The organism is Streptomyces sp. NBC_00210 (assembly GCF_045160975.1).
Classification (GTDB): domain Bacteria; phylum Actinomycetota; class Actinomycetes; order Streptomycetales; family Streptomycetaceae; genus Streptomyces.
The window spans coordinates 2,474,831-2,492,832 of record NZ_CP108120.1 but is presented as its reverse complement, the minus strand read 5'-3'; the positions used below and the strand labels follow the sequence as shown (position 1 = coordinate 2,492,832).

Sequence of the window (18,002 nt, the reverse complement as noted above, 5' to 3'; positions counted from 1 at the left end):
GGGGGGCACTGTCCGCCTGCCCGCCTAGCCCGAGGATCCGCGACCACCGTGTTCGACACCCTCTCCGACCGCCTTGCCGCGACATTCAAGAACCTCCGGGGCAAGGGCCGCCTGTCCGAGGCGGACATCGACGCCACGGCGCGCGAGATCCGTATCGCGCTGCTCGAAGCGGACGTGGCGCTGCCCGTCGTCCGCGCCTTCATCAAGCAGGTCAAGGAGCGAGCGGCCGGTGCCGAGGTCTCCCAGGCGCTGAACCCGGCCCAGCAGGTCATCAAGATCGTCAACGAGGAGCTCATCGGCATCCTCGGCGGCGAGACCCGTCGGCTCCGCTTCGCCAAGCAGCCGCCGACCGTGATCATGCTCGCGGGTCTGCAGGGTGCCGGTAAGACGACGCTGGCCGGAAAGCTCGGTCTCTGGCTCAAGGGCCAGGGCCACTCGCCGCTGCTCGTCGCCTGTGACCTGCAGCGTCCGAACGCCGTGAACCAGCTGAGCGTCGTCGCCGAGCGCGCGGGCGTCGCGGTCTACGCGCCGGAGCCCGGCAACGGCGTCGGGGACCCGGTCAAGGTCGCCAAGGACTCCATCGAGCACGCCAGGGCGAAGCAGTACGACGTCGTCATCGTCGACACCGCGGGCCGCCTCGGCATCGACACCGAGATGATGCAGCAGGCCGCGGACATCCGGGACGTGATCAGCCCGGACGAGGTCCTGTTCGTCGTCGACGCGATGATCGGTCAGGACGCGGTCAACACCGCGGAGGCCTTCCGCGACGGCGTCGGCTTCGACGGCGTGGTGCTCTCCAAGCTCGACGGTGACGCCCGCGGTGGTGCGGCGCTCTCCATCGCGCATGTCACCGGCCGCCAGATCATGTTCGCCTCCAACGGCGAGAAGCTGGACGACTTCGACGCGTTCCACCCGGACCGTATGGCGTCGCGCATCCTCGGCATGGGCGACATGCTCAGCCTGATCGAGAAGGCCGAGCAGACCTTCAGCCAGGAAGAGGCCGCCAAGATGGCCTCCAAGCTGGCGAGCAGTAAGGGCAAGGACTTCACGCTCGACGACTTCCTGGCCCAGATGGAGCAGGTCAGGAAGATGGGCTCCATCTCCAAGCTGCTCGGGATGCTGCCCGGCATGGGGCAGATCAAGGACCAGATCAACAACATCGATGAGCGCGACGTGGACCGCACCGCCGCGATCATCAAGTCGATGACTCCCGGCGAGCGTGCGGATGCGACGATCATCAACGGCTCGCGCCGGGCCCGTATCGCCAAGGGCTCCGGTGTCGAGGTCAGCGCGGTGAAGGGCCTGGTGGAGCGGTTCTTCGAGGCCCGCAAGATGATGTCGAGGATGGCGCAGGGCGGCGGGATGCCGGGAATGCCCGGGATGCCGGGGATGGGTGGCGGTCCCGGCCGGCAGAAGAAGCAGATCAAGCAGGCCAAGGGCAAGCGCAAGAGCGGCAACCCGATGAAGCGGAAGGCCGAGGAGCAGGCGGCCGCGGCGCGCCGTGAGCAGGCGGCGCAGGGCGGAGCCTTCGGTGTGCCGGCCGGTGAGCCGGGCAAGGACTTCGAGCTGCCGGACGAGTTCAAGAAGTTCATGGGCTGACACTTCGTACGACTCGTACTGCTTTCGTCCGGCTCGTACTGGTCTCGTACTTCGACGTGGGCACCTGCCGAGCGGGTGCCCACGTTGCTTTTCTGGCTTAACGTCCGGATATGAGCAACCCCGTGCCGCCGCGTGAGACCCCGGACAAGCCGTGGCGCTCCGAGGGTGCGCCACCGTCCCCTCCGCCCTTGAAGAAGATGCCCGGCGGCTGGGTCGGACTGGCACTTGCCGTGCTCGTCGTCTATCTGATCGCCAATCTGCTGCTGTCCGCCTTCAACGGCGGTGGTCAGCCGACCGTCCCGTACACGGAGTTCAGCAAGCAGGTCACGGCCGGGAACGTCTCGAAGATCTACGCCAAGGGCGACACGATCCAGGGCCGGCTCAAAAAGGAAGCACCGCTCCCCGGCGGCAAGGGCGACTACATCACGTTCACGACCCAGCGGCCGGCCTTCGCCGACGACAAGCTCTGGGCCGAGCTGAGCAAGCACAACGTCACCGTGACGGCCGAGCCGGTCGTCGTACAGCGCAGCTTCCTGTCCAATCTCCTGCTCTCGCTCGCGCCGACGGCGCTGCTGATCGTGCTGTGGGTGTACATCGCCCGGCGGATGGGCGCGTTGGCGGGCCCCGGCGCGTTCGGGCGCAGGGGTCCGCCGAAGCCGGTCGAGGTCGAGCCGGGCAAGCGCACCACCTTCGACGACGTCGCCGGGATCGACGAGGTCAAGGGCGAGCTCAATGATGTCGTCGACTTCCTCAAGAACCCGCAGGCGTACCGGAGGATGGGCGCGAGGATGCCGGGCGGGGTACTGCTGGCAGGGCCGCCCGGGACCGGGAAGACGCTGCTGGCGCGGGCGGTGGCGGGTGAGGCCGGGGTGCCGTTCTTCTCGGCGTCGGCCTCCGAGTTCATCGAGATGATCGTCGGCGTCGGGGCGAGCCGGGTGCGCGAACTCTTCGCCGAGGCGCGCAAGGTGGCCCCCGCGATCATCTTCATCGACGAGATCGACACGATCGGGCGCGCACGCGGCGCAGGTCTGGGCGGGCACGACGAGCGCGAGCAGACGCTCAACCAGATCCTCACCGAGATGGACGGCTTCAACGGCTCCGAGGGCGTGGTCGTGCTGGCCGCGACCAACCGGGCCGACATCCTCGACCCCGCCCTGACCCGGCCCGGCCGCTTCGACCGCGTCGTCCAGGTCTCGCCGCCGGACAGGGACGGCCGGGAGGCCATCCTCAAGATCCACACCCGGGCCATGCCGCTCGCCGAGGACGTCGACCTGGGCGAGATCGCGGGTGCCACACCGGGGATGACGGGCGCGGATCTGGCCAACCTGGCGAACGAGGCGGCACTGCGCGCGGTCAGGCGCAAGCAGCCGGAGGTCACCCAATCCGACTTCTGGGCCGCCCTGGAGAAGGTCCAGCTCGGTGCGGAGCGCCCGCTGGTCATGCCGGAGGAGGACCGTCGGCGCACCGCCTACCACGAGAGCGGCCATGCGCTCCTCGGCATGCTCCAGCCGGGGGCGGACCCGGTACGCAAGGTCACGATCGTGCCGCGCGGCCGGGCACTGGGCGTCACGCTCTCCACTCCGGACGCCGACAGGTACGCGTACACCGAGGAGTATCTGCGCGGCCGTATCACCGGCGCGCTCGGTGGCATGGCGGCCGAACACGTCGTCTTCAACGTCGTCACGACGGGCTCGGAGAGCGACCTGGAGCAGGTCACCCACCTGGCCCGCGGCATGGTCGCCCGCTGGGGCATGAGCCAACGGGTCGGCCGCCTGACGGCGATCCCGAACGAGGCCCAGCAGCCCTACGGTCTCTCGGCCGCGCCCGCGACGCTGGACGCCGTGGAGCACGAGATGCGGCGCATCGTCGACGAGTGCTACGAGAGCGCCTGCCGTCAACTCCGCGACAACCGCGACCGCCTGGACGCGCTGGCGAGGGCACTGCTCGCCAACGAGACCCTGGACGAGCAGGCGGCGTACACCGCGGCGGGTATCCCCCGTCCGGAGTAGGACGCACGGCTAAGGCCTGCGGCGGGGGGGGAGCGGGCTCAGCGTGTCCGGGCGATCAGATAGCGGAACACGTTCGGCATCCACACCGTCCCGTCCCGCCGCACATACGCCTGCAGCGCCTCGGTGATCTCCTTCTCCACCTGCCCCTGATCCGTCGCCCGTACCGCCGCCGCGTACAGCCCCGTCGACAGCAGTCCGCGCACCGCGCTCTCCAGGTCCGCGTAGCCGAAGGGGCACGCCACCCGGCCCGAGCCGTCGGGCTTCAGGTCCGCCTTGGCCGCGACGTCCTCCAGGTCGTCGCGCAGTGCCGCGCGCCAGCCGCCGCTCGTGCGCAGGCGGTCCGTCAGGCGGCTCGCCACCCGCAGCGCCCCGGACGTGGCACACCGTTCCGGCGGGCCCCAGCCCGTCAGGACCACCGCGCTGCCGTGCTCCGCCAGCTCGACGGCCGCCGACAGTGCCGGTCCGAGCCCCTCGGAGTCGCCGGCCGCGCAGCCGATCGGCTGGAAGGCCGTGATCAGGTTGTACGGCGGCCGCGCCGGATCCGCCGCCCTGGCATCCCCTTCCAGCAGCTCGACATCACTCCCGCCGCTCTCCTGCGGAGCCATCCGTTCCCGAGCCAGCGCCAGCCGCTCGCGGTCCGTGTCGCAGCCGGTCACGCGCGCACCGCGCGCCGCCGCGATCAGCAGCGCGAGACCGGACCCGCAGCCAAGTCCCATCAGCCGCGTCCCCGCGCCGACCTCCAGGCGCTCGTAGACCGCCTCGTAGAGCGGTACCAGCATCCGCTCCTGGATCTCGGCCCAGTCACGAGCGCGTGCACCCGCCTGAGCCGGTGACGCAGTCGCTGCGTGGGGTCGGTGCTGGACGAGCGTTGGTGTCATCGAAAGCGCCCCAATCCGCCAAGAGGTCAGCCGAGCTCTGAAGGACAGCCCCCCCGTGTGCGTACGCCTGCGCGCTCCCCCGTATGCCAGAGAACTGCGCATGCGCCCCCGCGTCCAGGGGTTGAATGGCAATGCTTGCGTGCCTCTGGTGTACGCCCTCGAGACGCAGAGCGATTCACGTTCCGTACCGGTGTCGCCGTACGATGCGCGCCATGGCTAAGGCACCCGTTCTCACGCCCCAGGCGGAAGACTTCCCGCGCTGGTACCAGGACCTGATCAACAAGGCCGAGCTGGCGGACAACGGCCCGGTGCGCGGCACCATGGTCATCCGACCGTACGGATACGGCCTGTGGGAGCGGATGCAGCAGGAGATGGACGCCCGAATCAAGGACGCGGGTGCCCAGAACGCCTACTTCCCGCTCTTCATCCCACAGTCTTACCTGACACGGGAAGCTGAGCACGTCGAGGGCTTCGCACCCGAGCTCGCGGTCGTCACACACGGTGGCGGCAAGGAGCTCGAGGAGCCCGTCGTCGTACGCCCCACCTCCGAGACGATCATCAACGAGTACTTCTCCAAGTGGGTGCAGAGCTACCGGGATCTGCCCCTGCTGATCAACCAGTGGGCCAACGTGGTCCGTTGGGAGATGCGCCCCCGCGTCTTCCTCCGTACGACGGAATTTCTCTGGCAGGAGGGCCACACCGCCCACGCCACCTATGAGGACGCCCGCGACTACGCCGCCCACATCCACAAGGACGTCTACGCGGACTTCATGACCAATGTCCTCGGCATCGACGTGGTGCTCGGCCGCAAGACCCCCAGGGAGCGCTTCGCCGGTGCCATCAACACCCTCACGCTCGAAGGCATGATGGGCGACGGCAAGGCCCTGCAGATGGGCACGAGCCATGAGCTCGGCACCAACTTCTCCAAGGCCTTCAACACCACGTACCTGTCCAAGGACGGCAAGCAGGAGCTGGCCTGGCAGACCTCCTGGGGCACCTCCACCCGGATGGTCGGCGGCCTGATCATGTCGCACGGCGACGACAACGGACTGCGTGTCCCGCCGCGTCTCGCGGCCGTCCAGGTGGTCGTCATGGCCATCAAGGGCGACGAGGCCGTCGCCAAGGTCCGCGAGATCGGCGACCGGCTGAAGGCCGCGGGACTGCGCGTGCAGATCGACGACCGCATCGACACCCCCTTCGGCCGCCGCGCGGTCGACTGGGAGCTCAAGGGCGTACCGGTACGCATCGAGGTCGGCCCGCGCGACCTGGAGGCGGGCACCGCGATGCTGGCCCGCCGCATCCCGGGCGGCAAGGAGTCGGTGCGGATCGACTCGCTGGCGGAGCTGCTGCCCACCGTCCTCGAAGAGGACCAGGCGCAACTGCTCAAGGAGTCCCGCGAACGCCGTGAGTCGCGTACCAGCGATGTGACGACGATCGAGGACGCCGCCGAGGCCGCTGTCGCCGGCGGCTGGGCGCGTATCTCCTGGTCGACGCTGGGCCAGGAGGGTGAGGCCAAGCTCGCCGAGCAGGCCGTGTCCGTACGGTGCCTGGTCGCCGAGGACGAGTCGGTTCCCGACGCCGACGACGCCCCCGGTACTGTCGCGATCGTGGCCCGCGCCTACTGACGCCTCGCCCGCGCCGACCAAGGCGTGGCCGCCCCGGATTCGGGTAGCCGCCCCGGCGTGCGGACCTTGTCTACGCGCTGGGGCGTACGCGCCACTACGTACCACCTTGGTGTGAGCTGTGAAGCTTCTCCACAGATCAGCGCACCCGCCCTCGTCAGGACGCATCAATGGCAACTGACTGGTACGTGCAAATTATTTGGGATGCCCCGGAATGGAACCCGCGAGCGCTTCGGCTCGTTATCACGACGTGAGCACGACACCACCTGTTCTCGCCGCAGAGCTGGCACAGGCGTGGGCCGATATTCAGCGGCACCACCCCGAGCTGCCGGATCTTGCCGCGCCCGAGTCCCTGATCGGAGAGTCCTCGTCCGCCTGCGGCGCCGAGCTCTCCTTCGAGCGACTGCTCCACGAGGCAGTCCACGGCATCGCCGCCGCCCGAGGTGTCCGCGACACCTCCCGCGCCGGCCGCTATCACAACCGCCGATTCCTGGCGATCGCCGAGGAGATGGGCCTGGACCATTCCGACGAGCCGCACCCCAGCAGCGGCTTCTCGCTGGTCACGCTCAATCCCGAGGCCAAGAGGCGGTACCGACCCACCATCGAGAGACTCCAGCGCGCCCTCAAGGCGCACACGGCGGCGACGGCCTCCGACACCAAGCGCAGCTTCCGCGGCCCGGCCGCCCGGCACGGCTCGTCCGGCGGCGGAGTGCGGGTCAAGGCCGTGTGCGACTGCGGGCGCAATGTCCGGGTCGTACCGTCCGTCCTCGCGCAGGCCCCCATCGTCTGCGGCGGCTGCGGCAAGCCCTTCCGTATCCCGGAAGCGGTCGCCGCGGCGAGCTGATGGCTCCCGCCCACGGGGTGGGGCCGCCGGCGGGGCGAAAGCAGGTCAGGGCCGACCCGGCCGCGTTCGCGAGGTGTTTCTCGGTGAACCGGTCGGGTGCGAGCCCGCTGCCACCGTGTGGCACAATGGCTAGCTGTACTCGACAGCCGCACAGGAACCCTCTCGCCTCCGGCTGACGCGTCCATCGGGCACCCGAGTACCGCAACCCCACGTGGCATCTCGTTGTGCCCAACCACGTCAAGACCAGGAGACACCACTTCCGTGGCAGTCAAGATCAAGCTGAAGCGTCTGGGCAAGATCCGTTCGCCTCACTACCGCATCGTCGTCGCCGACTCCCGTACCCGCCGTGACGGCCGGGCCATCGAGGAGATCGGCCTGTACCACCCGGTGCAGAACCCCTCGCGCATCGAGGTCAACTCCGAGCGTGCGCAGTACTGGCTGTCCGTCGGCGCCCAGCCGACCGAGCCCGTCCTCGCGATCCTGAAGCTCACCGGTGACTGGCAGAAGCACAAGGGCCTGCCGGCCCCGGCGCCGCTGCTCGTTGCGGAGCCGAAGGACAAGCGCGCCGCCTTCGAGGCCTTCACCAAGGCCATCGAGGGTGACGAGCCGAAGGGTGAGGCGATCACCCCGAAGGCGAAGAAGTCCGACAAGAAGGCGGACGAGGCTGCTGAGACTGAGCCCTCGGCGTCCGCCGCTGAGTCGACCGAGGCCTGAGCATGCTCGAGGAGGCTCTCGAGCACCTCGTGAAGGGCATCGTCGACAACCCGGACGATGTGCAGGTCGCCTCGCGCAACCTGCGCCGCGGGCGTGTGCTCGAGGTCCGGGTCCATCCCGATGACCTCGGTAAGGTGATCGGCCGCAACGGCCGCACCGCGCGCGCCCTGCGCACCGTCGTGGGCGCTATCGGCGGCCGTGGCATCCGCGTCGACCTCGTCGATGTGGACCAGGTTCGCTGACACGTTGTTGAACACCGGCTCGGGCCGGGGGGCCTACGGGCTCCCCGGCCCGAGCTGTTTCAAGCCACCGCAACAGCAACCATCAATTGAGCAATCGCGACGGCGATGTGCCACATCCGCGAGAGCGGCGGCAGTTCAGCCGGAAAGAGCGGCAGTTCAGCCGGTAAGAGGGGAGAAGCAAGCGTGCAGCTGGTAGTCGCGCGGATCGGCCGCGCCCACGGGATCAAGGGCGAGGTCACCGTCGAGGTGCGTACGGACGAGCCGGAGCTGCGGCTCGGGCCCGGCGCCGTACTCGCCACCGAGCCGGCGTCGGCGGGACCGCTGACGATCGAGACCGGCCGGGTGCACAGCGGCCGGCTGCTGCTGCGCTTCGAGGGCGTACGGGACCGGAACGCCGCCGAGGCCCTGCGCAACACCCTCCTCATCGCCGAGGTCGACCCGCAGGCGCTGCCGGAGGAGCCCGACGAGTACTACGACCACCAGCTGATGGACCTCGATGTCGTCCTCGCCGACGGCACCGAGATCGGCCGGATCACCGAGATCTCGCATCTGCCGTCGCAGGACCTCTTCATCGTCGAGCGGCCCGACGGCAGCGAGGTGATGATCCCCTTCGTCGAGAAGATCGTGACCGAGATCGACCTTGAGCAGCAGCGTGCGGTCATCGACCCGCCGCCCGGTCTGATCGACGACAGTGAGGCGGAGATCGCTTCGCCGAGGGACGAGAACTGATGCGGCTCGACGTCGTCACGATCTTCCCCGAGTACCTCGAACCGCTGAATGTCTCGCTCGTCGGCAAGGCACGCGCGCGTGGGCAGCTGGATGTCCATGTGCACGACCTGCGCCGTTGGACCTACGACCGGCACAACACCGTCGACGACACTCCCTACGGCGGCGGCCCCGGCATGGTCATGAAGACCGAGCCCTGGGGCGACGCGCTCGACGACGTGCTGGCGAGTGGTTACGAGGCGGGAGCGCACGGACCTGTCCTGGTCGTCCCCACCCCCAGCGGGCGCCCCTTCACCCAGGAGCTCGCCGTGGAACTCTCCGAGCGGCCCTGGCTGATCTTCACGCCCGCCCGCTACGAGGGCATCGATCGCCGGGTCATGGACGAGTACGCGAGCCGGATGCCGGTCCACGAGGTGTCCATCGGCGACTACGTCCTGGCCGGCGGCGAGGCTGCCGTACTGGTGATCACGGAGGCCGTGGCCCGGCTGCTGCCCGGCGTCCTCGGCAATGCCGAATCCCACCGGGACGACTCCTTCGCGCCCGGCGCGATGGCCAATCTGCTCGAGGGCCCCGTCTACACCAAGCCGCCCGAGTGGCGTGGGCGCGCCATTCCGGAGGTGCTGATCAGCGGGCACCACGGGAAGATCGCGCGCTGGCGGCGGGACGAGGCACTGCGCCGGACCGCCCTCAACCGGCCGGACCTGATTGAGCGTTGTGACCCCGGCACCTTCGACAAGAAGGACCGGGAGATGCTCTCCATCCTGGGCTGGGCGCCGGAGCCGGGCGGCCGATTTTGGCGCAGGCCCCAGCCCGTGGAAGAATAGGCCGCTGCTGTGCGTCCGGCCGGCGCCCCTGCCACAGGGGGAACGACGCCCGCTCGACGCGGACAGCACCCCGAACCTCATCTCGATCATTCCGCTGATGACCTGTGGCATCGGCGAGGAAGCAGACCACCATGTCTCACCTGCTCGACAACGTCAACGCGGCTTCGCTGCGCGGCGACCTCCCCGCGTTCCGTCCCGGCGACACCGTGAACGTCCACGTGCGCGTCATCGAGGGCAACCGCTCGCGTATCCAGCAGTTCAAGGGCGTTGTCATCCGCCGCCAGGGCTCGGGCATCAGCGAGACCTTCACGGTCCGCAAGGTCTCCTTCTCCGTCGGCGTCGAGCGCACCTTCCCGGTGCACAGCCCGATCTTCGAGAAGATCGAGCTCGTCACCCGCGGTGACGTCCGTCGCGCGAAGCTGTACTACCTGCGTGACCTGCGCGGCAAGGCTGCCAAGATCAAGGAGAAGCGCGACAACTGAGCTCCGGCTCACACTCGCGCACAGCTTCGTCTTAACCGCAGTCATAGGGCGGCCGGATAGGCTCTGCCCTCGATGGACACCGAAGCGAAGCACACCGAGCGCGACCGCTCTTCCGCCCCTGAAGCCGGGGTTCAGGGAGAGGGGTCGCGCTCTGTGCGTTCTTCGCGCCGCTCAGGGCGCCTCGGTCGAATGGGTACGCGTCTGTCCGGGATGTCGCTGCGCAGGGCCGGGCTGCTCGGCGTGGCCTGCACCCTGCTCGTGCTGCTCTTCAGCCACTTCGTGATACAGCCCTTCCAGATCCCCAGCAGTTCCATGGAGCCCACCCTTGAGGTCGGGGACCGAGTGCTGGTGAACAAGCTGGCGTACCGTTTCGGTTCGGAGCCCGAGCGCGGGGACGTCGTCGTGTTCGACGGCACGGGATCCTTCGTACAAGAGGGACTTGAGGAGAATCCGGTCAGCTCCCTGACGCGCGGTGTGTTCGCGACGCTGGGGCTGGCCGAGCCCGCCGAGACCGACTTCGTCAAGCGCGTGGTCGGCGTCGGCGGTGACCGCGTGGTCTGCTGCGACAAAGGGGGCAGGGTCGAGGTGAACGGCGTGCCCGTCGACGAGAGATATCTCCATCCCGCCGACGTCCCTTCAGAGGTCCCCTTCGACATCGTCGTCCCTCAGGGCACCTTGTGGGTCATGGGAGACCACCGGAGCAACTCCCGTGACTCCCGTGACCATCTCGGCGAGCCCGGCGGCGGCATGGTGCCCGTGGAGAAGGTGATCGGCCGCGCGGACTGGATCGGCTGGCCGATCGGCCGCTGGACCTCCCTGGAGCGCACGGACGCCTTCTCCCGCGTACCGGAGGCGGAACGAATGCCGGGCGGCGCCCATGGGTAACCGAGGGCGTCGTGCGAGCCACCGGGCGGACACCCGGCTGCCGACCGGGACCCGGCCGACGGACGGCGGCCGGACGCTGCCCGGACGCGCCGAGCGGCGCAGACTCGCACAGAAGGTCAAGCGCAAGCGCCGCCGGTCGGCCGTGAAGGAGATACCTCTCCTGATCACCGTGGCGCTGATGATCGCGCTGGTTCTGAAGACCTTCCTGGTGCAGGCCTTTGTGATCCCGTCCGGCTCGATGGAGCAGACGATACGAATCCAGGACCGCGTTCTGGTGGACAAGCTCACCCCGTGGTTCGGCTCGAAGCCGCAGCGCGGGGACGTCGTCGTGTTCAGCGACCCCGGCGGCTGGCTGCCGCCGAGTGAGCAGCAGAAGGAAGACCCGGTCGGCGTCAAGCAGGTCAAACAGGGTCTGACCTTCATCGGGCTGCTGCCCTCGGACGATGAGCAGGACCTGATCAAGCGCGTGGTCGCGGTCGGCGGGGACACCGTGAAGTGCTGCGACAAGGACGGCCGGGTCACCGTCAACGGCGTACCTCTCATCGAGCCGTATCTGAACCCGGGAAACGTTCCTTCGACGCTGAAGTTCGAGGTCAAGGTGCCCGCCGGGCGGATCTTCGTGATGGGGGACCACCGGGCCAACTCCGCGGACTCGCGTTTCCATCTCGATGAGAAGGACCGCGGCACCGTCTCGGAGGAGCAGGTCGTCGGGCGCGCGGTCGTCATCGCCTGGCCGATCGGCCACTGGCGCAAATTGGAAGAGCCGGAGACATACGCCTCCGTCCCCAACGCGCGTGCCGGGTCGACCGCAGCACTCTCCGTGTCGAATAGGGTGTCCCTTCAGGATCTGAACGGAATGGTCCTGCTCCCGAGCCCTGCGGAACTCCCGCTCGTTATGGGAGTGGTGGGCCTGCGCCGTCTTCGGGGCAGGCGGTTCGCACGGAGTGAGGAGTGGATGTGGGGGATGTGGCCGTCGGCGCACGATCCGGACACGACGATCCGGAGGAAAGGCCGGGGAAGCTCGCCGAGTCACCCGCAGCCGTGACGGACGATTCGGCGACGCGGACGCCGGGGACGGCGGGAACCATGGACGCCGAGCACACTCAGGACGATTCTTCCGAGGGTGGTTCGTCCGAGAGCAGTGGTACGGGACAGAAGAAGCAGCGATCCTTCTGGAAGGAACTGCCGCTCCTGATCGGTATCGCGCTGCTTCTCGCGCTCCTCATCAAGACCTTCCTGGTGCAGGCGTTCTCGATCCCCTCGGACTCGATGCAGAACACTCTGCAGCGGGGTGACCGGGTGCTGGTCGACAAGCTCACCCCATGGTTCGGCTCGGAGCCAGAGCGCGGCGAGGTCGTCGTCTTCCACGACCCGGGCGGCTGGCTGGAGGGCGAGCCCACCCCGAACACGAACGCCGTGCAGGACTTCCTCAGCTTCATCGGCCTGATGCCCTCGGCCGAGGAGAAGGACCTGATCAAGCGGACGATCGCGGTCGCCGGCGACACGGTGGAGTGCAAGAAGGGCGGTCCGGTCAAGGTCAACGGCAAGGCGCTCGACGAGCCGTACATCTTCCCCGGCAGCACCCCCTGTGACGACCAGCCCTTCGGACCCTTCAAGGTGCCGAAGGACCGGATCTGGGTGATGGGCGACAACCGTCAGAACTCCCGCGACTCCCGCTACCACATGGAGGACGTGAACGGCGGATTCGTACCGGTCGACAAGGTCGTCGGACGCGCTTTCGTGGTGGCCTGGCCGCTCAACCGCTGGGCAACGCTGCCGATTCCCGACACCTTCGACCAGCCCGGCATCAATGCCGCTGCTGCCGCCGCCTCGGCCGCTCCGATGGCGATGGGCGTCGCGGGCGCGCTGCCGATCGTGCTCTGGCGCAGGAGGAGGCTGACCTCCGGGCGTACCGCCGGGTAGGGTGCCGTCCCAGATCGCCGATCCGCGGGGCTGGATTCCCGGGGACCGAATCTCCGAAGTGGGGAGCGCTGGGATGAGCGGAAATGGACGTACGGAAGACGGCCGCGGCCGGCTCGGCAATGCATTGTCGGGTCTGGCCGTGGCCGTCGGCTGTGTGCTCTTCCTCGGCGGGTTCATCTGGGGAGCCGTCGTCTACCAGCCGTACACCGTGCCGACCGACTCGATGACCCCGACCGTGATGGCGGGGGACCGGGTGCTGGCGGAGCGGATCGACGGCGACCAGGTGCGGCGCGGGGACATCGTGGTCTTCCGCGACAAGCAGTGGGGCGACATGCCGATGGTGAAGCGTGTGGTCGGCGTGGGCGGCGACAGGATCGCCTGCTGCGGCGACGGCGGCAGGCTCACCATCAACGACAAGGCGATCGAGGAACCGTATCTGCTCAACAAGGGGCCCGCCTCGAACAGCTTCACGGCGACGGTGCCCGAGGGCCAGCTGTTCCTGCTCGGTGACGAGCGCATGGGCTCGATGGACTCCCGCGTACACCTTCAGGACCCCGGGCACGGGTCGGTGCCGCGCTCGGCCGTGGAGGCGCGGCTGGACGCCGTGGCATGGCCCCTGAACGGCGGCCTGGTGGAGCGGCCCGAGGGATTCGCGGCGCTGCCGGGCGGGGTGTCACAGCCGGGTCCGGTGAAGCTGATGGTCGGGTCGGTGGTGGTCGGGGCCGTACTGATCGTCGGGGGAGCGGCGTACGGGCCGCTCGCGCGGCGGCTGTCACGGAAGGCGCGCAGAGCGTCGGACGGCGGTGGACGCGGGAGCGCCGGGCGCGGGACGGCGGCAGCCGGTGTCGGCTGAGGACCGTGAGCGTGAGGCCGGCGAGGCTGCGGGCCGCGACCTTGGGGACGGCGAGGCCGCGGGACGTGAAAGCGTGCTGCGGAGGGTCGCCCGGGTCGTACTGCTCGATCCGCAGGACCGCATTTTGCTGATGCACGGGTACGAGCCCGAGGACCCGGCCGACCGCTGGTGGTTCACGCCGGGCGGGGGCCTGGAGGGCGACGAGACCCGGGAGGAGGCCGCGCTGCGCGAGCTGGCCGAGGAGACCGGGATCACCGAGGTGGAACTGGGCCCGGTGCTGTGGCGGCGGATCTGCTCGTTTCCGTTCGACGGACGGCGCTGGGACCAGGACGAGTGGTACTTCCTGGCACGTACCGCGCAGACGGCAACCGCCCCGAACGGGCTGACTGAGCTGGAGCAGCGCAGTGTCTCGGGGCTGAGGTGGTGGACCTCCGCCGAACTGTCGGCGGCCCGTGAGACGGTGTATCCGACCAGGCTCGCCGAGCTGCTGCGCACGCTGCTCGACGAGGGTCCTCCGCGTACGCCGGTGGTCCTGGCCCCAGAAGTCGTCTAGGGGACATGAGGCTGGCGCACAATAGGGGGACGCACGGCTGAAGGGGAACATGCCATGAGCGCCGAGGACCTCGAGAAGTACGAGACCGAGATGGAGCTGAAGCTCTACCGGGAGTACCGAGATGTCGTCGGGCTGTTCAAATATGTGATTGAGACCGAGCGTCGCTTCTACCTCACCAATGACTACGAGATGCAGGTGCACTCGGTGCAGGGCGAGGTCTTTTTCGAGGTCTCGATGGCGGACGCATGGGTCTGGGACATGTATCGACCGGCCAGGTTCGTCAAGCAGGTGCGGGTGCTGACATTCAAGGACGTAAACATCGAGGAGCTCAACAAGAGCGACCTCGAACTTCCGAGCAGCTGAGCCTCGGGTGACTGAGTTATCCACAATGCATGGGTTGTCCACCAAGATCCACTAGCGGAGAGCTGAAGCGTCACAGTCGGTGCCGGAGGTGGTGCCGATATGAACGCGACGGGGGCACTGGGGCGGTACGGCGAGGATCTGGCGGTGCGGCTGCTGACCGAGGCAGGCATGACGGTGCTGGCGCGGAACTGGCGCTGCGGGCGGGCCGGTGAGATCGACATCGTCGCCCGGGACGGCGACATGGTGGTCGTCTGCGAGGTCAAGACCCGAAGGGCGGGTCCCTTCGAGCATCCGATGGCCGCGGTCACGCCGACGAAGGCGGAGCGGCTGAGACGGCTCGCCGAGTGCTGGCTGGAGAAGTCCGGGGGACCGCCGCCGGGCGGGGTGCGCATTGATCTGGTGGGGATTGTGCTGCCGAGACGTGGCGCGCCGCGGCTCGAGCATGCGCGGGGGGTGGCCTGATGGGGTTCGCGCGTACGTGCTCTGTGGCGCTGGTGGGCGTCGAGGGCGTGGTGGTCGAGGTCCAGGCAGACCTGGAGCCGGGCATTGCCGCGTTCACTCTGGTGGGGCTGCCGGACAAGAGCCTGGTGGAGAGCCGGGACCGGGTCAGGGCGGCGGTCGTCAATTCCGGCGGCGAGTGGCCGCAGAAGAAGCTGACCGTGGGGCTCAGCCCGGCGTCCGTGCCCAAAGGGGGAAGTGGATTCGATCTCGCCGTGGCCACGGCGGTGCTCGGCGCGGCGGAGCGCATCGACCCGAAGGACATCGCCGATCTGGTGCTCATCGGGGAGCTCGGGCTCGACGGCCGGGTGCGGCCGGTGCGCGGGGTGCTGCCGGCCGTTCTCGCGGCGGCCGAGGCGGGGTACCGGCAGGTGGTCGTCCCCGAGCAGACCGCGGGGGAGGCCGCGCTGGTCCCGGGGATCTCGGTCCTTGGCGTACGGAGCCTGCGGCAGCTCATCGCCGTGCTGACCAACGAACCCGTGCCGACGGAGGCACCGGTCCCCGAGGGCAGCCCGGACCCCATGCTGGCCGGGCTGCTGGTGCCCGGTGCCGGGGTGGGCACGGGGTTGGCGGGGGAGAGTGCGGACGGACCCGACCTGGCCGATGTCGCCGGACAGGCCGCGGCACGCACGGCGCTGGAGGTCTCCGCGGCGGGCGGCCACCACCTTCTTCTGCACGGGCCGCCGGGCGCGGGCAAGACGATGCTGGCGGAGCGGCTGCCCGGGGTGCTGCCACCGCTGACCAGACGGGAGTCCCTGGAGGTCACCGCCGTGCACTCGGTGGCGGGGATCCTGCCCCCGGGCCAGCCGCTGGTGCGCACGCCGCCGTACTGCGCCCCGCACCACTCCGCGACGATGCAGTCGCTCGTCGGCGGAGGGAACGGGCTGCCCAGGCCGGGAGCCGTGTCCCTGGCCCACCGGGGTGTGCTCTTTCTCGATGAGACTCCCGAGTTCTCGGGCAAGGCACTGGACGCCTTGCGGCAGCCGCTGGAGTCGGGGCATGTGGTGGTGGCGCGGAGCGCGGGAGTGGTGCGGCTGCCCGCCCGCTTTCTCATGGTCCTGGCGGCCAACCCCTGCCCCTGCGGGCGGCACACCCTGCACGGGGCCGGGTGCGAGTGCCCGCCGTCGCTGATCCGGCGCTATCAGGCCCGGCTGTCCGGGCCACTGCTGGACCGGGTCGATCTGCGGGTCGAGGTCGAGCCCGTCACCCGCAGCGACCTGCTGGGCCAGGGCGGCCGGGGCGAGCCGACAGCGGTCGTCGCGGCGCGGGTGCGGGAGGCCAGAGAGCGTGCCGCGGCACGGCTGCAGGACACCCCATGGACCGTCAACAGTGAGGTGCCGGGTCATGAGCTGCGTACCCGCTGGCTGGTCGCCCCAGGGGCGCTGGCCGCGGCCGAACGGGACATGGAGCGCGGACTGCTCACGGCCCGTGGCATCGACCGGGTGCTGCGGGTGGCGTGGACGATCGCGGACCTCGCCGGGCGGGACCGGCCGCAGGCGCACGACGTCGACCTGGCCCTTGAGCTGCGTACCGGCATCTCGCGCGGCGCGCCCATGCCGGTCGGCGCGGGAGGGCCCTGATGGAGGGGGAGCGGGCGGGCGCGGGGGAGCCGGAGCGTATCGCGCGGGCCGCGCTGACGAGGGTGATCGAGCCGGGTGACGAGCGCGGCGGGCGGTGGCTGAGCCAGTTCGGGGCGAGGGAGCTGATGGCCCGATTCACCTTGCCGGAGTACTCGAACCACGAGAACGCGGGGCTCGCGGGGATCACCCCGCGGCGGCTCGCGGGCTACCGGATACGGGCGGCGGCGGTCGAACCGCACCGAGACCTGGCCGCGGTCGCAGCCGTCGGCGGCCGCTTCATCTGCCCCGGCGACCAGGAGTGGCCCACCCAGCTCGACGACCTGGGTGACGCCAGACCCATCGGGCTGTGGTTGCGGGGACGGGCCGACCTGCGCAAATGGGCGCTGCGCTCGGTCGCCGTCGTCGGGGCCAGAGCCTGCACCCCGTACGGGGCACATATGGCGGCCGGCCTCGCTTCCGGGCTCGCGGAACGCGGCTGGGTGGTGGTGTCCGGGGCGGCGTTCGGAGTCGACGGCTCGGCGCACCGCGGCGCGCTGGCCGCCGGCGGGGCCACAGTCGCCGTGCTCGCCTGCGGGGTCGACGTCGTCTATCCGCGCGGCCATGCCGAGTTGATCGGGCGCATCGCGGAACAGGGTCTGGTCATCGGGGAGTTGGCGCCGGGCGACCACCCCACGCCGAGCAGATTCATCCTGCGGAACCGGGTGATCGCCGCGCTGACCAGGGGCACCGTCGTCGTCGAGGCCGAGTACCGCAGCGGTTCGCTGGTCACGGCGCGCAGCGCACAGCAGCTGGGACGCTTCACGATGGGCGTCCCGGGGCCGGTTACCAGCGGGCTCTCGGCCGGGGTGCACGAACTCCTGCGCGGGGAGGGTGTGCTGGTCACCGACGCCGCCGAAGTGGCCGAACTGGTCGGCAACATCGGCGACCTCGCGCCGGACCGGCGGGGCCCGGTGCTCCCCAGGGATCTGCTGGATCCCGTCAGCGCACGGGTTCTTGAGGCGCTCCCGGCCCGTGGCGCCGCCGGCGGCGACCAGGTCGCCCGCGGCGCGGGGACGACGACCGACGAGGCGCTCGGCAGGCTGTACGAACTGCACTCGCTGGGGTTCGTCGAACGGCGCGGGGACGGCTGGCAGTTGACGCACAGCCCGAGCCGCGGTTCGAACGCGCGGCGAGGCGGTCCTTGACCTGGAGCATTCGGGTGAAAAGGTGATGCCGATGACCTTTGCAGGCCTCTCGGCGACGCCTCGGGGGCCGGCGCGCGCGGCGCCGGCCCCGGTTCGAAGGTGTGGGCGAGGGCGGATACCCGCAGAGGTGCGTTCCCTCGTCCTTCGCCCACCGCAACACCACAGTCACGCTACGCTCACCAGGTTCCCGGCCCAGACGCTCGTCCCTCTCCCCCCTCACAGC

The 18,002-nt window shown here is 69.7% G+C and carries 18 protein-coding genes and 1 pseudogene; 18 read left to right on the top strand and 1 reads right to left on the bottom strand.

Annotated elements, in window-relative coordinates:
• Window positions 1–48: 48 nt before the first annotated feature.
• Window positions 49–1,599, top strand: a complete 1,551-nt coding sequence (ffh, locus tag OG729_RS11120; protein WP_405805794.1) for a signal recognition particle protein — start codon at window positions 49–51, stop codon at window positions 1,597–1,599.
• 110 nt (window positions 1,600–1,709) lie between these two features.
• Window positions 1,710–3,608, top strand: coding sequence for an ATP-dependent zinc metalloprotease FtsH (gene ftsH, locus OG729_RS11115; RefSeq protein WP_405805792.1), 1,899 nt, complete (start codon window positions 1,710–1,712; stop codon window positions 3,606–3,608).
• A gap of 38 nt (window positions 3,609–3,646) precedes the next feature.
• On the opposite strand, the gene OG729_RS11110 is transcribed toward ftsH, so the two are convergent.
• Window positions 3,647–4,486, bottom strand: coding sequence for a class I SAM-dependent methyltransferase (locus OG729_RS11110; RefSeq protein ID WP_405805790.1), 840 nt, complete (start codon window positions 4,484–4,486; stop codon window positions 3,647–3,649).
• 212 nt (window positions 4,487–4,698) lie between these two features.
• Between OG729_RS11110 and proS the strand changes: the two genes are divergently transcribed.
• The 16 genes and pseudogenes from proS to dprA all read left to right on the top strand — a co-directional run bounded on the left by proS (window position 4,699) and on the right by dprA (window position 17,779).
• Window positions 4,699–6,111 (top strand): proline--tRNA ligase, encoded by a 1,413-nt coding sequence (proS, locus tag OG729_RS11105; protein WP_405805789.1) that lies wholly within the window; start codon window positions 4,699–4,701, stop codon window positions 6,109–6,111.
• Window positions 6,112–6,358: 247 nt separating this feature from the next.
• Entirely contained in the window at window positions 6,359–6,952 is a 594-nt protein-coding gene (locus OG729_RS11100; RefSeq protein WP_360875272.1) for a hypothetical protein, read from the top strand.
• Window positions 6,953–7,213: 261 nt separating this feature from the next.
• Window positions 7,214–7,666 carry a 30S ribosomal protein S16 gene (gene rpsP, locus OG729_RS11095; RefSeq protein WP_360875274.1) on the top strand — a complete coding sequence of 151 codons (453 nt, stop codon included), beginning with the start codon at window positions 7,214–7,216 and terminating at the stop codon, window positions 7,664–7,666.
• A 2-nt stretch (window positions 7,667–7,668) separates the two neighbouring features.
• Window positions 7,669–7,908, top strand: a complete 240-nt coding sequence (locus OG729_RS11090; RefSeq protein ID WP_005311361.1) for an RNA-binding protein — start codon at window positions 7,669–7,671, stop codon at window positions 7,906–7,908.
• A 183-nt stretch (window positions 7,909–8,091) separates the two neighbouring features.
• The gene (gene rimM, locus OG729_RS11085) at window positions 8,092–8,637 is read left to right on the top strand and encodes a ribosome maturation factor RimM (protein ID WP_360875276.1); all 546 of its coding nucleotides are present in this window, start codon (window positions 8,092–8,094) and stop codon (window positions 8,635–8,637) included.
• A complete protein-coding gene (trmD, locus tag OG729_RS11080) occupies window positions 8,637–9,458 on the top strand; it encodes a tRNA (guanosine(37)-N1)-methyltransferase TrmD (RefSeq protein ID WP_360875278.1) in 822 nt (273 codons plus the stop codon). Before rimM ends, trmD begins: the two co-directional genes overlap by 1 nt.
• Before the next feature lie 131 nt (window positions 9,459–9,589).
• Window positions 9,590–9,940 (top strand): 50S ribosomal protein L19, encoded by a 351-nt coding sequence (gene rplS / locus OG729_RS11075; RefSeq protein ID WP_360875280.1) that lies wholly within the window; start codon window positions 9,590–9,592, stop codon window positions 9,938–9,940.
• Window positions 9,941–10,012: 72 nt separating this feature from the next.
• A complete protein-coding gene (gene lepB / locus OG729_RS11070) occupies window positions 10,013–10,825 on the top strand; it encodes a signal peptidase I (protein WP_360875282.1) in 813 nt (270 codons plus the stop codon).
• Window positions 10,818–11,874, top strand: a pseudogene (lepB, locus tag OG729_RS11065) (signal peptidase I); the annotation flags it as partial. The gene lepB (OG729_RS11070) and the pseudogene lepB (OG729_RS11065), both read left to right, overlap by 8 nt.
• Window positions 11,792–12,748, top strand: a complete 957-nt coding sequence (gene lepB, locus OG729_RS11060; RefSeq protein ID WP_360875284.1) for a signal peptidase I — start codon at window positions 11,792–11,794, stop codon at window positions 12,746–12,748. The pseudogene lepB (OG729_RS11065) and the gene lepB (OG729_RS11060), both read left to right, overlap by 83 nt.
• A 73-nt stretch (window positions 12,749–12,821) precedes the next feature.
• Window positions 12,822–13,601, top strand: coding sequence for a signal peptidase I (gene lepB, locus OG729_RS11055; RefSeq protein WP_360875286.1), 780 nt, complete (start codon window positions 12,822–12,824; stop codon window positions 13,599–13,601).
• Between the two features lie 73 nt (window positions 13,602–13,674).
• The gene (locus OG729_RS11050) at window positions 13,675–14,154 is read left to right on the top strand and encodes an NUDIX hydrolase (RefSeq protein ID WP_360875442.1); all 480 of its coding nucleotides are present in this window, start codon (window positions 13,675–13,677) and stop codon (window positions 14,152–14,154) included.
• A 54-nt stretch (window positions 14,155–14,208) separates the two neighbouring features.
• A complete protein-coding gene (locus tag OG729_RS11045; protein ID WP_055510545.1) occupies window positions 14,209–14,517 on the top strand; it encodes a DUF2469 domain-containing protein in 309 nt (102 codons plus the stop codon).
• Between the two features lie 99 nt (window positions 14,518–14,616).
• A complete protein-coding gene (locus tag OG729_RS11040) occupies window positions 14,617–14,979 on the top strand; it encodes a YraN family protein (RefSeq protein ID WP_405805785.1) in 363 nt (120 codons plus the stop codon).
• Window positions 14,979–16,595 carry a YifB family Mg chelatase-like AAA ATPase gene (locus OG729_RS11035; protein WP_405805783.1) on the top strand — a complete coding sequence of 539 codons (1,617 nt, stop codon included), beginning with the start codon at window positions 14,979–14,981 and terminating at the stop codon, window positions 16,593–16,595. Before OG729_RS11040 ends, OG729_RS11035 begins: the two co-directional genes overlap by 1 nt.
• Window positions 16,595–17,779 (top strand): DNA-processing protein DprA, encoded by a 1,185-nt coding sequence (gene dprA, locus OG729_RS11030; RefSeq protein ID WP_405805781.1) that lies wholly within the window; start codon window positions 16,595–16,597, stop codon window positions 17,777–17,779. The genes OG729_RS11035 and dprA overlap by 1 nt, the downstream gene beginning before the upstream one ends.
• Window positions 17,780–18,002 lie beyond the last annotated feature (223 nt).

Coding starts and splice junctions, on each gene's coding strand:
- ftsH (WP_405805792.1), top strand. CDS start 1,710: ATGAGCAACCCCGTGCCGCCGCGTGAGACCCCGGACAAGCCGTGGCGC.
- OG729_RS11110 (WP_405805790.1), bottom strand. CDS start 4,486: ATGACACCAACGCTCGTCCAGCACCGACCCCACGCAGCGACTGCGTCA.
- proS (WP_405805789.1), top strand. CDS start 4,699: ATGGCTAAGGCACCCGTTCTCACGCCCCAGGCGGAAGACTTCCCGCGC.
- OG729_RS11090 (WP_005311361.1), top strand. CDS start 7,669: ATGCTCGAGGAGGCTCTCGAGCACCTCGTGAAGGGCATCGTCGACAAC.
- trmD (WP_360875278.1), top strand. CDS start 8,637: ATGCGGCTCGACGTCGTCACGATCTTCCCCGAGTACCTCGAACCGCTG.
- rplS (WP_360875280.1), top strand. CDS start 9,590: ATGTCTCACCTGCTCGACAACGTCAACGCGGCTTCGCTGCGCGGCGAC.
- lepB (WP_360875282.1), top strand. CDS start 10,013: ATGGACACCGAAGCGAAGCACACCGAGCGCGACCGCTCTTCCGCCCCT.
- lepB (WP_360875286.1), top strand. CDS start 12,822: ATGAGCGGAAATGGACGTACGGAAGACGGCCGCGGCCGGCTCGGCAAT.
- OG729_RS11045 (WP_055510545.1), top strand. CDS start 14,209: ATGAGCGCCGAGGACCTCGAGAAGTACGAGACCGAGATGGAGCTGAAG.
- OG729_RS11040 (WP_405805785.1), top strand. CDS start 14,617: ATGAACGCGACGGGGGCACTGGGGCGGTACGGCGAGGATCTGGCGGTG.
- OG729_RS11035 (WP_405805783.1), top strand. CDS start 14,979: ATGGGGTTCGCGCGTACGTGCTCTGTGGCGCTGGTGGGCGTCGAGGGC.
- dprA (WP_405805781.1), top strand. CDS start 16,595: ATGGAGGGGGAGCGGGCGGGCGCGGGGGAGCCGGAGCGTATCGCGCGG.